At 41.1% G+C, this 13,876-nt stretch carries 14 protein-coding genes; 8 read left to right on the forward strand and 6 right to left on the reverse strand.

What is annotated here, in order from left to right; all coding sequences use genetic code 11:
- Positions 1-186 precede the first annotated feature (186 nt).
- Entirely contained in the window at positions 187-2,571 is a 2,385-nt protein-coding gene (locus M1D52_RS01940) for an ABC transporter permease (RefSeq protein WP_437393923.1), read from the forward strand.
- A gap of 71 nt (positions 2,572-2,642) precedes the next feature.
- Positions 2,643-3,242, forward strand: a complete 600-nt coding sequence (locus tag M1D52_RS01945; protein WP_437393922.1) for a hypothetical protein — start codon at positions 2,643-2,645, stop codon at positions 3,240-3,242.
- 347 nt (positions 3,243-3,589) lie between these two features.
- Here M1D52_RS01945 and M1D52_RS01950 read toward each other — a convergent pair whose 3' ends face one another.
- Positions 3,590-4,453 carry an NAD(P)H-binding protein gene (locus tag M1D52_RS01950; protein WP_437393921.1) on the reverse strand — a complete coding sequence of 288 codons (864 nt, stop codon included), beginning with the start codon at positions 4,451-4,453 and terminating at the stop codon, positions 3,590-3,592.
- Positions 4,454-4,552: 99 nt separating this feature from the next.
- The gene (locus tag M1D52_RS01955) at positions 4,553-4,972 is read right to left on the reverse strand and encodes a DoxX family membrane protein (protein ID WP_437393920.1); all 420 of its coding nucleotides are present in this window, start codon (positions 4,970-4,972) and stop codon (positions 4,553-4,555) included.
- A gap of 380 nt (positions 4,973-5,352) precedes the next feature.
- On the opposite strand from M1D52_RS01955, the gene M1D52_RS01960 reads away from it, so the two are divergent.
- A complete protein-coding gene (locus tag M1D52_RS01960; RefSeq protein WP_377611901.1) occupies positions 5,353-6,225 on the forward strand; it encodes an alpha/beta fold hydrolase in 873 nt (290 codons plus the stop codon).
- 59 nt (positions 6,226-6,284) lie between these two features.
- On the opposite strand, the gene M1D52_RS01965 is transcribed toward M1D52_RS01960, so the two are convergent.
- Positions 6,285-6,836 carry a dihydrofolate reductase family protein gene (locus M1D52_RS01965; RefSeq protein WP_013664207.1) on the reverse strand — a complete coding sequence of 184 codons (552 nt, stop codon included), beginning with the start codon at positions 6,834-6,836 and terminating at the stop codon, positions 6,285-6,287.
- A gap of 303 nt (positions 6,837-7,139) precedes the next feature.
- Between M1D52_RS01965 and M1D52_RS01970 the strand changes: the two genes are divergently transcribed.
- From M1D52_RS01970 to M1D52_RS01980, 3 genes are all read left to right on the forward strand, one after another.
- Positions 7,140-7,715, forward strand: a complete 576-nt coding sequence (locus M1D52_RS01970; protein ID WP_437362509.1) for a Crp/Fnr family transcriptional regulator — start codon at positions 7,140-7,142, stop codon at positions 7,713-7,715.
- 117 nt (positions 7,716-7,832) lie between these two features.
- Positions 7,833-8,531 carry a type 1 glutamine amidotransferase domain-containing protein gene (locus M1D52_RS01975; RefSeq protein ID WP_013664205.1) on the forward strand — a complete coding sequence of 233 codons (699 nt, stop codon included), beginning with the start codon at positions 7,833-7,835 and terminating at the stop codon, positions 8,529-8,531.
- Positions 8,532-8,698: 167 nt separating this feature from the next.
- Positions 8,699-9,613, forward strand: coding sequence for a pirin family protein (locus M1D52_RS01980; RefSeq protein ID WP_013664204.1), 915 nt, complete (start codon positions 8,699-8,701; stop codon positions 9,611-9,613).
- 44 nt (positions 9,614-9,657) lie between these two features.
- On the opposite strand, the gene M1D52_RS01985 is transcribed toward M1D52_RS01980, so the two are convergent.
- The 3 genes from M1D52_RS01985 to M1D52_RS01995 form a co-directional block, all read right to left on the reverse strand.
- A complete protein-coding gene (locus tag M1D52_RS01985) occupies positions 9,658-10,887 on the reverse strand; it encodes a DNA cytosine methyltransferase (protein ID WP_149105069.1) in 1,230 nt (409 codons plus the stop codon).
- A gap of 151 nt (positions 10,888-11,038) precedes the next feature.
- Positions 11,039-11,578, reverse strand: coding sequence for an AAA family ATPase (locus M1D52_RS01990; protein WP_437393919.1), 540 nt, complete (start codon positions 11,576-11,578; stop codon positions 11,039-11,041).
- Between the two features lie 218 nt (positions 11,579-11,796).
- Positions 11,797-12,588, reverse strand: coding sequence for an alpha/beta hydrolase (locus M1D52_RS01995; RefSeq protein ID WP_437393918.1), 792 nt, complete (start codon positions 12,586-12,588; stop codon positions 11,797-11,799).
- Between the two features lie 101 nt (positions 12,589-12,689).
- Between M1D52_RS01995 and M1D52_RS02000 the strand changes: the two genes are divergently transcribed.
- Entirely contained in the window at positions 12,690-13,166 is a 477-nt protein-coding gene (locus tag M1D52_RS02000; protein WP_377611893.1) for a winged helix-turn-helix transcriptional regulator, read from the forward strand.
- A gap of 183 nt (positions 13,167-13,349) precedes the next feature.
- A complete protein-coding gene (locus M1D52_RS02005) occupies positions 13,350-13,817 on the forward strand; it encodes a low affinity iron permease family protein (RefSeq protein ID WP_013664199.1) in 468 nt (155 codons plus the stop codon).
- Positions 13,818-13,876 lie beyond the last annotated feature (59 nt).

Below are 13,876 nucleotides of genomic sequence, written 5' to 3' on the forward strand. Positions count from 1 at the left end.
GCTTCCGCACAAGAAGTGTTCGCTAACGAACAGTGCGCTCCGTTACACGTCCCTCCGGTAGTTATTTAGGTCGTTTTTTCATGATGGCAATGCATTTGTGTGCTTTACCGAGTCTGGTTATGCTGTAATTATTCGCTTAGTACAGCACAACCCGTATAGAATGATCAACAGGTAAAAGCCTAAAAAATGGTTAGAAATTATTTTATTATCGCTTGGCGTAATATAAGCAAACATCGGTCTTTTGCACTTATCAACGTCTTTGGTCTTTCACTAGGAATCTCATGTGCCTTACTTATTTTTGCTTTGGTAAATTACCATCTAAGCTTTGACACGTTCCACATCAATAAGGATCGTATTTACCGAATAACAACCGAATGGCATGATGACCTCATCAGCCGGTCGCCGGGAGCCCCACGTCCACTGGCCAAAGCTTTTGAAAGCGACTTTGATCTTGCTGAAAAAGTTGCCCGATTCGTCAGTTATGATAATACGCTCGTTTCTTTACCGGGATCGCCCGATAATAAAAAATTTCAGGAAGAAGACGGGATCGCATATGTAGAACCTGCATTCCTTTCGATCTTTGATTATCCTTTACTCCAAGGTAACCCTAAAACCGTGCTTCAACAAGCAAACGAAGCCCTCATAACCGAGCGTATTGCAAAAAAATATTTCAGAAACGAAAACCCGATTGGGAAAGTATTAAAAATAAATAATGAAGCAGACTATGTGGTGAAAGGGATCCTTCGCAACCTCCCTGCCAATACCGATATCAAACAGGAGATTTTCCTGTCTTTCCATTCACTTAATGGTACCGATGAAGACAAAAATTGGTATGGGGTCTATCGCGGTTCAAAATGTTACGTGCTATTGAATAAGCATGTAAGCTATCAGCAAGCTGTGGCTGCTTTAACGGCCTTACCAAAAAAGTATTATGAAGGAGGACAAGAGAAGGTCTGGAAATTTAATTTGCAACCTTTAACCGACATACACTTCAACACGGCATTTGATGGCTATATCAATCGCAGCTATTTATGGGCTTTGTCCTTTATCGGCCTTCTGTTATTGCTAACCGCTTGTATTAATTTCACTAACCTGGCAACTGCTCAAGCCATGAACCGAGCCAAGGAGGTCGGTATCCGCAAAGTATTAGGTAGCAAGCGCAAGCAGCTGTTTTGGCAATTTATCGCTGAAACTACGGTTATTACTTTATTTGCCGCGATTGTTGCTTACGGCATTGCGCTGACCACATTGCCAATTATTAACCGATTACTGCAATCAGAAATTCACCTAACGCTTTTCACCAGTTGGCAGATGCCTCTGTTTATTGGTGTCGTCATTTTATCGGTTATCTTTCTTGCAGGTTCTTATCCCGGACTGGTACTTGCGGGTTTCAAGCCCATTCGTGCCTTACAAAGCAAAATCAGTCAAAAAGAAATCGGTGGCCTGTCTCTGCGGCGTATTTTAGTAATCGGGCAGTTTACAATTTCGCAGGTTCTCATTATTGGAATTATTATTATAGCAAGCCAAATGCGCTACGCGCAGGAAGCTGATCTAGGTTTCGACAAAGAGGCGATTGTGAATGTACCTATTCCACTACCGGGCGATGCAACCAAAATGAAAACGCTGAAAAATCGATTGGAGCAGATAAATGGTATTCGGCACGTTACACTTAATTTTCGTCCGCCGGCTACTTCATCGAATAGTACTACCGGTGTAAAATATGATAATCGACCGGAAACGGAGACTTGGAAAATCAATATGAAATTCGGTGATGAAAACTACCTTTCTACTTTCGATATCCCATTGGTAGCCGGCCGTAATGTGCTGCCTTCCGATACCATAAGGGAATTTTTGGTGAACGAAACCTTTGTAAAAAAACTCAACCTGAGCAACGCGGCAGACGTTGTCGGGAAGAAGATTGCTGTCAATGGCGATGGATACAAAGGAGTTATAGTTGGTGTCATGAAGGATTTCTATAATCAATCATTCCACGCCGAAAAAGAAGCTATTTGTTTGATGACTTGGACCGCCTATTATTTCAATTGCTCGATAAAATTGGACGGAAAACAAATGTCGCAGGTGATGTCATCCGTCGAGCAGATATGGAGCGATACCTATCCCGAATATGTCTATTCCTATGATTTCTTTGATGATGCCATTGCTGAATTTTATGAAGTAGATCACATTATTCTTCGATTGGTACAAGGATTTGGATTCATTGCCATACTGATTGGTTGCCTAGGGCTTTACGGTCTGATTTCTTTCATGGCCTTACATAAAACAAAAGAAATTGGCGTAAGAAAAGTATTGGGGGCAAGTATTCCGCACATTTTATGGATCTTCGGAAAAGAATTTACCAAGCTTTTATTAATTGCATTCATTATAGCTGCTCCAATGGCCTGGTGGGGTATGGGAAGATACTTACAGGACTTTTCTTATCGAATTCCAATTAGCTGGGAAATCTTCATTAGTGCAATTGGCATAACGTTCATCGTTGCAAGCAGCACGGTAGCTTATCGATCGTATAAAGCAGCTATTGCAAAACCCATCAAGAGTTTAAGAACGGAGTGATTCAAGTATTGTTTTGCCCTTCTTTCAGTTTGTCCATTGATTGATATTAAAAACCAATTAAAAGTTACTTTATGAAACGCCTTGTATATCTTTTGACTTTAATCTGTTTACTCTCTGCCACCGTTTCCTGTCAACAAAAACCGAGCGTCCCATATACCTTAGCAGTACCTAAAGGATGGACAGTTGAAACTTTCCCCATTCCAATTGATTTCGCACCGAACATTCCCTATAAAGGAACGGAAGAGGTACGCTTCACCCCTGGCTGGGGTGCTCCGGGCGCGCAACATTGGTCTTATTCATTTTTATGGTGGCTGGAGGGTAGGCCTCTCATTAATGAAGCGAGCTTACAACGTGATCTCGAAGCATACTATGGTGGTCTCGTAGGCCGTAATATTACCAAACGAAATATCCCGGCCGATAAGGTCGTACCTACTAAAGTTATGATTAAAAAAATAGAAACGGCACCTCAGGACGAAGCCACTTTTTCTGGTACCATTAATATGCTAGATTATATGCCGGTAGTACCCATCGAGCTAAACTGTGTTATCCACTTGTTCAGGTGTAAGGAAGATAATCGTACAGGCATCTATTTCGCGGTGTCGCCTAAAAAACTGAATGATCCATTATGGCAAGAATTTGAAAAGTTGCTGACAGTAAATTGCCGCCAATAACTACTCCAGAAGATTATATCGTTTTTAGTTACGGCACTTGTGCTGATAGAGAGCCTTTTTATAATAAATAAGACCCGCCAGCTGTTCAACTGAAGCTTGGCAGGTACAACAAGACAAGTATAGTAACATACTAGATAACAGCAAAATATGCTGTAATTTGTGTGTTTAACTATGATGCAAAGCTATATGCTTCCCATTCCCTATCCTTACGGGAAACCGGAAAAAATCCTATATTTCGAGCGGGATGAGATCCATTGCGATGATGCCCAATTTTAAAGACTACTCGGCAGTGGCAATTGCGGCATCGAATATGTCTCGCGGAGGTTTTTGGCAAATAAAAATAAGCACTATTTGGATAGCCCAATCAGTGCGTCAACATACTGCTGAAGCGACGTTTCTCCACGTATTGGCGATTTGGGTTTTTCAAAATCTTGTTTTAAGGTTAATCTGGTCATGTTAACCATTGACTCAGCCGATTCTTCAGAAAATCCGGCTTTCATTAAAAAGTCTAGCCATTCATCCGGTTTAATTTCAACTGTTTGTACAGGTGTATCCAATGCCTCAGCAAATGCACATGATACATCCTTGGGTGAGTAATCTTGCGGCCCTTCTACGTAGTGCGGGCCAGCCGTGTCAACTTCATTTGTTAAGAACCTTGCCGCGAGTCTTGCTATATCGACAGGAGCTACCATCGGAATCCGAAAATCTGGTGGAAAAAGGGAGTAAATCTTCCCTTCAGTCTTGGCCGTTTCGATGGCCATATTCCAGTTGCTCATGTAATAAGCTCCACGGATAATGATGGTGGCAGGCCGTAACCGGGCCAAAGATTGTTCCATATGGTGAAGAACCCCCAAATCCCCAATGTTGTTACCTACTTGTGCCCCATAAGTTGATTCTGCCACTACCTTTTCCAGATTTGAATTTTCAATGGCCTTAATAATCGAATCCACTGTTTTAAATTCCTGCTCCGATGCATTTTTTGAGATATCGCCCGGTGGGTTTAGTAAGAACAACCGCTGTCCTTTATTAAAAATCTGTGTCAATTTTTCCGTATCGCGTACATCAACAACTGCTGGTCTTGCTCCTAGGTGTTCAATTTGCTGAATGCGGTCCTTATTGTGTGTAATGCCGATCACTTTTTTTTCTTTTTGCGCTAACAATTTCGTCAATTCCGAACCGATATTGCCTGTTGCCCCTAATACGATATACATACATATTAATTTTTGATCTCTATGAAGAATACAACAAGCTGCTTATTACATTGTTTATCGACAATCTCGCCAACAGAAACCTGCAATCAAATGACAACATCACAATAAGCTACCGGTATTGTTGGGTTTTTGTTGAACTGCTAATAGAAAAGCAGCTGTACTACCCACCCATACCGAATAATCGAGTGGTGCTTTTATTCCCAAAGAAACCGTCATTGAAAGAGCAAATAGCAACAGTAGAATTCCCGTAGCAATAGCGGTCCATTTTAATTTAAAGCCCAAAATCAGTAATAGCGATAACACAATTTCCAAAAAAGTGGCTGCATAAGCGGAAAATCTGCTTAAAGTTGGAGGAAGAAAAAATGTGAGCGTTGCCGTATATTCTTCAAAACGCTGCCAGTTTCCCCAGGCTGAATTATCTCCCCAAAAACCTAGTCTGTCTGCAACTGCTGAGAGCATCGTCATAGCAAGAGCAAACCTTAAAAACAGTTGCGGAAATTGTACTAATTTCATGGCCATATCTAAATTTTTAAATTAACAGTACAAAATTACTAACAGAAAAGCACATGAAACTTAAGTTGGTTTAAGAAATGCTTACCACCATACTTAAGGTTTTATTCCGTTATACTAGAAATATGATGTTAGTGCATCCACTTTAAAAACAGAAGCTTGTAAAAATTCTCATTGGTAATAACAAGGAGATGATAATTATAGGCAAAACGATAGCGGATATAAAAATACCTGACAGCCTAATTGCAAGGCAGGCTCAAACACAGCGTTTGTATAATGCTAGAAGTTAATTGGCGAGAACAATTGCAATATGAAAACCGTTATTTCTAAATAATTGCGTTAGTTCCTTTAGATGGAATGTGCAATATTTTTTAGCAAATTTAAACGGAATGTCCAGACAAATCTTCAATAGAACCATAAAAGTTGATGGAATTGATCTTTTCTACCGGGAGGCCGGCGATAAAAAAAATCCATCGCTACTGCTCTTACATGGATTCCCGACTTCATCGATAGCTTTCAAAAATTTAATGATTGCGATGTCTGATCAGTATCATCTTGTCGCTCCGGATTATCCCGGATTTGGCTTCAGTGAATTTCCCGTGCCGGATACTTTTGACTATACGTTCGGGAATCTATCTGTTTTGATAAACAAACTGACTGAGGCGATAGATTTAAACAAATACTTTATTTATCTCCATGACTATGGTGCACCGATTGGACTTCAACTATGCATCAATCACCCGGAGAAGATTGCAGGTATTATTGTTCAGAGCGGTAATGCGCACCGAGAAGGCATGGGACCTGAATGGGACGAGTATATCGACTACTGGTACAACCCAACGGCTGAAAAGAAAAAAAAGCTCATTAAGTTTTTAAGCGTAGAAGGTATAAAAAACCAATACTTCGGTGGGCTTCCCAAAGAAGCATTATCGAGGGTCAGTCCGGAATTTTGGATGCTTGACTGGGAGTTTTTGAAGAGGCCGGGTAATATCGAAAAGCAGTTTGAGTTAAACTGTGATTTCAAAACCCACCTAGAAATGTTTCCTGTTTACCAGGCCTATTTTCGCGAACACCAGCCACCGGCTCTTGTCATTTGGGGAAAATATGAAATTTTCTTTTCAGTGGAAGAAGCCCCTTGTTACAAACGTGATCTGCCCGAAGCCCAAATCCATATTTTAGACGGTGGGCACGATGTGTTGGATACGCACTTTGATGAGGTGTTGACGCTAATAAGAAATTTTATAAACGAACAAGCGTTTTGATCGCCGAGAAGCGTATGCCGTTTATGTAAAGATAACCGCCAACCATTCAGCGCCAAGTATCACTTTTTCAAGTAATGAAGCGCCACATATCCCGATTTTAAAAATTTTTTATCAATCAGCTTCAAATTAAGGTTTTCCTGAAGACTGCCGGCAGCTAGCAATGGCCGTCCTCTCCCAACGATGATTGGATGGACAACTAAATTAAATTCATCAATAAGACCTGCACGTATTAATTCAGGGAGCAGGCTGACAGAATCAATTAAAATTTTTTTACCCGGTTGTTGTTTCAGCTTCCGGAGTTCTTCCGCAGGATTGCTACGAACAATCCGCGTATTGTTCTCGGCGCTTGCTAATGATCGGGAAATAACAACTTTGTCAATAGCAGTAAGCCTTTCTGCAAATTTATTTTCGTCTGCGGTGCCCGATTGGTTTTTGGCAACATCCGCCCAATAGGGAAACATAAGCTGATACATGACACGACCGAAAAAGAGCAGGTCTACGTCATCCATTATTGCCGTGAAATAATCATGAAGCTCTTCATCGGGATTAAAAATCGTGTGATCACAATATCCATCGATGCTTATATTCATGCTAAATGTTACGGTTCTCATGCCAATTTTTTTGATGTTAAAAGATAAATCAAAAATAAGAGACTAGCTGAAATATGAGAAGGGTTATCCGCGACAAAAAAAGGGTCAATGGGTCAAATCAGTACTCGTTCCGGGATGTAGCTTCTTTCGTCGGACTGACTGCAGAAAACAAGATTTCAGAACCACATTCTTGTCATAATTGTTTTTGTTTTCAAATTGAAAACTTGTTACCTTGTAGATATGAATATAATCGTATGACGACTGGCATTATATATCGTGCAGGGAATAACAGTATCAACACTTAACGTAATACAAATCTTTCATATGACGCCACAAGAAGTCCTCAGGCAACATATCCATAAAACTATTCAGTTGAGCGATGAACAGTTTGATTATTTCTTTTCCCTCTTTAAGCCAATTTCTTTCAAAAAAGGGCAACAACTTATTCATGTGGGAGACGAGGTTGATTGCGAATATTTCGTGTTAAGTGGCTGCTTGAAGACGTTTTTCGTAAATGACGAACAAAAAATGCACATTTTGCAATTTGCCATGCGAACTTGGTGGGCATCCGACTATAAAGCTTTGTACAATAATGAAAGAGCTACTGTAAACGTTGACTGCGTTGCGGATGCAGAAACGCTTTGTCTCCACAGTGAAGAGAGGGAAAAGGCTTGTAAAGAAATTCGCGAAATTGAAACTTTTCTAAGATGGCGTTCCAATAAAGGTTATATCAGTTTGCAAAAAAGAATTTTATCGCTATTAAATAACGATGCCCGTAGTCGGTACGAGGAACTAATGCACCAATATCCTGAATTGTACAATCTTGTTCCGAAACATTTGATCGCAGCATATTTGGGAGTTTCAAGAGAAACGCTCAGCAGACTTTACCATAGTAAATGATGTGACCTAGCTCACTAAAAATAGCGGCTTTCTAAAATGTGATCTATATCACCTAATGATGCTGTTTTTTATCCGCTACTTTGTACTATCATTTTATGACAATAAAAATTAAAAGAAATGGATAAAGTAATTTTTAAAGTACTAATTGTACTTACCTCTCACGATCAACTGGGAGATACCGGTGAAAAAACAGGTTTTTGGGTGGAAGAGTTTGCCGCTCCTTATTACGTTTTGGCCGATGCAGGCGTAGAGGTCACGATCGCATCACCCGAAGGCGGACAACCTCCGATAGATCCTAAAAGTGCACTTCCTGATTTCCAAACGGAAGCCACCAAACGTTTTGATGCAGACAAGGCTCTGCAGGAAAAATTGGCACATAGCATTCCGTTAAGTGATGTGAATGAAAAAGATTACGATGCGGTATTCTATCCGGGAGGCCACGGACCGCTTTGGGATTTAACCAACGATGCGCGTTCCATTAAACTGATCGAAGCGTTTTGGAAAGAAGGTAAGCCGGTTGCTGCCGTTTGTCATGCGCCTGGCGTATTACGGTTTGTGAAAGATGCAGAGGGAAATCCCCTGGTAAAAGGAAAAAAAGTTACCGGTTTTTCCAACACTGAAGAAGAAGCGGTTCAATTAACAGATGTTGTTCCTTATTTGGTGGAAGATGAGTTAAAAAAACTTGGTGGAAACTATAGTAAAACGGAGGACTGGAAGAGCTACTCTGTGCAGGATGGGAATCTAATTACCGGACAAAACCCGGCGTCTTCAGAAGAAGCAGCTAAAAAGCTGCTTGATTTACTAAGAAAAAGCTAGCGGATTAATCCCATAACTTTAAGGGTCAGGAGGAAAGTTCTGACCCCTAAAAGCCATCACATGGCTACTAATGGATTTTACCTCCTTTAATAGCATTTTCTTATCCTATGTTATTTTGTGCTTTCGTTAATGTCCTTAACTTTACGTCTCACTAGTTGTAATGTCATATGCTTGATATCATTATAGAATCCAGACAGGCCGAAATTGCTCCCGGTTTTGCCGTTAAACGTATTCTTCCCTATCAACTTCGCAGAATGGTTGGGCCCTTTATTTTTATGGATCATGGCGGACCGGTAAATATTCCGGCAGCGACGGTCAATAAACTGGATGTGTTGCCGCATCCGCATATTGGTCTATCTACGGTAAGTTATTTGTTCAGCGGCAATGTAACCCACCGAGATAGTCTTGGCGTAGAACAAGTGATAAAACCGGGCGAAGTAAATTGGATGACTGCCGGAAAAGGCATTGCCCATAGCGAACGTTTCGAAGATCCCGCAATGCTGAACGGAGGCGAACTGGAAATGATACAGACATGGGTAGCACTTCCCGAGAAGGATGAAGAAAGCAATCCTACCTTTGACAACTATAAGCCCGAACAATTGCCCGTATTTACTGATACAGGTATTTGGATGCGTTTGATTGCAGGCGATGCATACGGATTGAAAAGTAATGTCAAAACGCACTCACCCTTGTTCTATGTGCACGTTATACTGGATCAGGGCGTCCGTTTTGGCCTGCCTACCGGGCATAGCGAAAGAGGCGCTTACATTGTTAGGGGCAGTGTCGAAGTAAATGGAGTAATCTATACCGCCGGAAAACTCATGGTATTTACTAAGGGTGTTGATCCGGTGATTATTGCCAAAGAACATACTACGTTGATGATGCTTGGCGGTGAACACTTAGGTGATCGGTATATCTGGTGGAATTTTGTTTCCAGTAGAAAAGAAAGGATTGAACAGGCCAAAGAAGACTGGAAACAAGGGCGTATCGATTTGCCACCCATGGATAATGAAGAGTATGTGCCCCTACCTGAAAGTAAAGGTAAACCCGCAGGAGGCCCTCCACCCAATGCACTTTCCTAATTCTGATGATTATTAATAGTTGAAAGGAGGTTAAAATTCACATTTTATTGCAAATTTAATTGTTCCAACAATTTCTCAGCTGTGGCCTGAATTGCGGGCACGGCAACTGAGTTTCCGAATTGCCTATAAGCCTGCACATCGGATACGCAGATTCTGTACGTGTCCGGAAAACCCTGCAAACGAGCCCACTCGCGAGGAGTCATTTTCCGGATTCCCTCTCGGTTCACTTCTCCTTTTATTTTTGTAACCGGTGTGAAATTCGTTAGTCTGTTATCGATTATTAAATTTCGTTCCCTTCCCATGCCTCCACAAACAACCGCATTGGCAATGCCATCATTTGGTATGATTTCAAATCCGAAGCCATTACCCTTACTTTCATGCCTGGCTTTATGTTCTTTTAACGTCTTTAAGTATTGCGTTGACAAGTAATATTTCACGGAGACTTCCTCTTCTTCAAAAATATCCTCGATGGCTACCGGTTCATCCAAGGGTTCAGGATATTCAAAGCGATCTATCCCCAAATCTTTGCGGTAACCCACAATAAAAATGCGTTCCCTGTTCTGTGGCACTCCGAAATTTTTGGCATTGACGATCTCCGGATCCGGAACAAAATAGTTTAGGTCATTCCGCAACACGTTCAATATCGTAGTTAAAGTGCGCCCCTTATCGTGATTTCTAAGCCCTTTTACATTTTCCAAAAAGAAGGCCTTCGGCTGATGTCGCTTGATAATCTCCGCAACATCAAAAAAAAGCGTTCCACGCGTATCTTCAAAACCACCTCTTTTTCCGGCAATGGAGAAAGCCTGGCAAGGAAATCCTGCACATAAAACATCAAATTGCTTTGGGATAAAGGCTTTTGTTGATTCTTTGGTGATATCTCCAAAAGGCACTTCCGCAAAGTTAGCTTCATAGGTACTTTTGGCACTCTCGTTCCACTCGCTGGTGAACACGCATTTTCCTCCAAGATTCTGACAAGCCAATCGAAATCCTCCAATCCCCGCAAAAAGATCTATAAATGTGAATTTTGGCCTGTCAGGAGAGGGGAAAGGAATATCCCACTTGATCGACTTAAGGTGCTGCATGGATATATCTCCGAATTCGGGGACATTCCGTTGAAGTTCTTCGTAAAAACTGTGCGCATATTGCTCATATGTCGCGCTCGATTCTAGATCCTGATTTTGCAAATAGTGGGTTAGGGTGGCAACATTGTCTGCGGAGCCATTTAATCTGTTAACACGCAAATGTTTCCTTATATCAGAATAGCGTAGTTTCATAAAATTTACGTGAGCACAAGTTTACAAATTTCTTTGTTGAAAGACCTCTCCTTGTGGAAAAGATATGTAAGAGAATGTATCGTGCGGCAATGATTCCAAATGTAACAAACTATCGATAAGCGTATTTGAAACGCTGTTCGTACATGGACGGTTACATCAAGTGGATAAGTAAAGAAGATTTTTCTTCAATCTCAGCTTTTATTCTCGCAACACTTTGTTCGATGGATAGATCTGTTGTATCAATGACATTTGATTCATAGTGCTCTAAGTTGTTAAATTGCTCCCACATCTTTTCCACCAACTCCGTGTTCGTCTCCTCGTCGAATTTGGAACGATTGATTGCCCGTTTCATCGTTTCTTCTTTTGTCGCTCTTAGAATAATGTAATGTACTTCATAATTATCCTGTACCGCTTGTAACCACGGGCCTAAGAACCACGGGCCAACAATCCCATCAATAACTACATCAAATCCACCACGTGCAAAACGTTTTGCAGCTTCCAAAAAGGCTTCAATAACAATTAAGTTCTGTTCCTGTGATTCCGGTAGAAATGGCGGTATTGCCCCCTTGCAGATATAGTGATAGAAGTCATCGGTGTGCAGGTGTACCGACTTTGATAAAGTAGATTCCTTAGCCACTATGGATGCCGTTGTACTTTTACCTGTCCCCGGCGAACCGGTAATTATGATCATTCTACCTTGTTTCATCACTATTCTCCCGAATTAAAATGTAAGCTTCTTTCTGCGATCAAATATATTGATATCTTGATGACTTTACCTATTTACAAGCTCCCTTTTCCGGCTAAAAATCTTTCATCAAACCTTATACAACGTCAAGCTTTCACTGTTGCCTTTCAGTCAACTGGCCGTCCTTTGGATTGGTACCCCTACACCCTTGTCGTCAACGTTAGCTAATTGATCAATCCCTCAAAAACGTCGGCCAATTCGTTTGGAGCGGTAATCATCGCGTCATGGCCGGTGCGAAGTTCAATATGTTGCCAACTCAGGTTTTTGTCTGCCTGAACCTTATCGCTCATTTCTTTCATTATAGGCAGTTGTGGGCGGGTACATGCGATATAGACTAGCGGTAGGCCATTCCCATATTTATGCTGTAGTTTCAGTGGTTGAGCAAACGTATTAAAAGGTTGAGGCGTCAATCTTTTCTTAACCGAAGTAGCCACAACAGCATCGGTAACACCAAATAAGGCCACATCAAAAGGTTCGAAGTTCTCCTTCCTCTTGATGTTTTTTAATTGTAGTTGCTGCACACCGTCGGGCTGTAGAGAAATAGCGCTTTGTCCATTTTCAACAATCATCGCATCAAGAAAAATCAATTTCGATAATCGTTCCGGAATACGGTCGGCAACGCCCGCAATAACAGCACCGGCATAACTATGTCCAACCAGGTAAACATCGTGCAAATCTTCCATTTCTATCAGATGGACAATATCGTCAATATGCGTATCCAGGTTTACCTTTTCGCTAACCAAATGTTTACGTTCACCAAGTCCGGTAAGTGTTGGTGTAAAAACTTCGTAGCCCTTGTCGATAAGGTTTTGCTTTACGTCCGACCAACACCATCCGCCATGCCAAGCGCCATGAACGAGTACAAATACCGGGTTATTTTTGGGAGCTTTTGCCGTCGCAAAGATATGGACGCTTGTCAATAATAGTAATAATACTACGCTTTTAAACTGTTTCATTCTAAAATATTTTGTTTCTTAACTGCCTTATGAAACCTCCTTTTTTTTTACCTTTTGTGTTAGCGGTACTACCGCGGAGGTTTCATTTTTAATAAATTTGTATGATTAAACGAAGACTACAAAAGTATGGTGAGGTGTTAGGCAACACAATAACTCATCCCAAAGTGAGTAAAAATTATCAAGATTACACTATGGCAACCCCCCGGAAAGAACTATCGACCAACAGCGAAAATCGGCAGACATTAGCAGAAGCCTGCGACGTAAATGACGTACTGGCCAGTATTTCACTGCGATGGAAAATGCAATTATTATATTGTATCAATGAAGGTATCGCTCAGTTCACCGCGTTGAAAAAAAACTTCCCCACGCTTTCCGATCAGATCTTAGGCAAAAGGCTTAAAGAATTAAAAGAAGAATCACTCATCACTGCTAGCGATATTCCGGATACCACACCGCCACAGATTCGCTACACAACGACTGAAAAGGGGAGAGAACTCTTAGCCATCATTTTGGATTTACATCATTGGGGATTGAAATGGAAAACCGTGGGCAATAATTATTGTACAGCTAATGGCTAACAATTTGTCGTTGCCAACACAAAGATAACTTCGAGAAAATCAATAAACTGCGTGGCATTAGGTTTATGAAATAAAAAAAGCTTCAACTAAACGATGCATTTGATTGTTCCAGTAGAAAACAACTAGATATAGTAGATGTCAAGAACATCAAGAATGCAAGGGATAGGAACAACATAGAAGAATATGAGTAAGTTTAGTGAAAAGTTTGAAGCGGCGGCAAATAAAATTACCCAGTGGACGGGATCTTCCTGGGCATTCGGGATCGCTTTAGGATTTATTGTTGGGTGGGCTGCGTCGGGTCCTGTTTTTGGATTTTCAGATACCTGGCAGTTAGTCATAAACACCAGCACCACCATCATTACTTTTTTAATGGTTTTTCTTATACAGAAAACCCAGAATAAAGATTCAAAAGCTACTCAATTAAAACTGAACGAGCTGGTAGCGGCTAGTCGCAAAGCAAGTAACCGGCTTGTAGATATTGAGGATCTGAGCGAGGAAGAACTTGATACATTGCATAAGTATTACCAGATCATTTCCGATAGAGCCGAAAATGAAAAAGATATCCATAAGTCCCATTCAATCGAATCTGCGCAACGGCTGCACCAGTATAAGATGACAAAAAAGAATACAGAACCCGAAAACGGTGAATAAAAAATTGCAACAGATATCGCTGCTTTATTTTCCACTCCGGCTTTACTCGTAATGTGATT

It is taken from the genome of Olivibacter sp. SA151 (genome assembly GCF_054130995.1).

Bases quoted from the DNA above. Each gene is read 5' to 3' on its own strand.
- M1D52_RS01940 (WP_437393923.1), top strand. From the start codon at position 187: ATGGTTAGAAATTATTTTATTATCGCTTGGCGTAATATAAGCAAACAT.
- M1D52_RS01945 (WP_437393922.1), top strand. From the start codon at position 2,643: ATGAAACGCCTTGTATATCTTTTGACTTTAATCTGTTTACTCTCTGCC.
- M1D52_RS01950 (WP_437393921.1), bottom strand. From the start codon at position 4,453: ATGTATATCGTATTAGGGGCAACAGGCAATATCGGTTCGGAATTGACG.
- M1D52_RS01955 (WP_437393920.1), bottom strand. From the start codon at position 4,972: ATGGCCATGAAATTAGTACAATTTCCGCAACTGTTTTTAAGGTTTGCT.
- M1D52_RS01960 (WP_377611901.1), top strand. From the start codon at position 5,353: ATGTCCAGACAAATCTTCAATAGAACCATAAAAGTTGATGGAATTGAT.
- M1D52_RS01965 (WP_013664207.1), bottom strand. From the start codon at position 6,836: ATGAGAACCGTAACATTTAGCATGAATATAAGCATCGATGGATATTGT.
- M1D52_RS01970 (WP_437362509.1), top strand. From the start codon at position 7,140: ATGACGCCACAAGAAGTCCTCAGGCAACATATCCATAAAACTATTCAG.
- M1D52_RS01975 (WP_013664205.1), top strand. From the start codon at position 7,833: ATGGATAAAGTAATTTTTAAAGTACTAATTGTACTTACCTCTCACGAT.
- M1D52_RS01980 (WP_013664204.1), top strand. From the start codon at position 8,699: ATGCTTGATATCATTATAGAATCCAGACAGGCCGAAATTGCTCCCGGT.
- M1D52_RS01985 (WP_149105069.1), bottom strand. From the start codon at position 10,887: ATGAAACTACGCTATTCTGATATAAGGAAACATTTGCGTGTTAACAGA.
- M1D52_RS01990 (WP_437393919.1), bottom strand. From the start codon at position 11,578: ATGATCATAATTACCGGTTCGCCGGGGACAGGTAAAAGTACAACGGCA.
- M1D52_RS01995 (WP_437393918.1), bottom strand. From the start codon at position 12,588: ATGAAACAGTTTAAAAGCGTAGTATTATTACTATTATTGACAAGCGTC.
- M1D52_RS02000 (WP_377611893.1), top strand. From the start codon at position 12,690: ATGATTAAACGAAGACTACAAAAGTATGGTGAGGTGTTAGGCAACACA.
- M1D52_RS02005 (WP_013664199.1), top strand. From the start codon at position 13,350: ATGAGTAAGTTTAGTGAAAAGTTTGAAGCGGCGGCAAATAAAATTACC.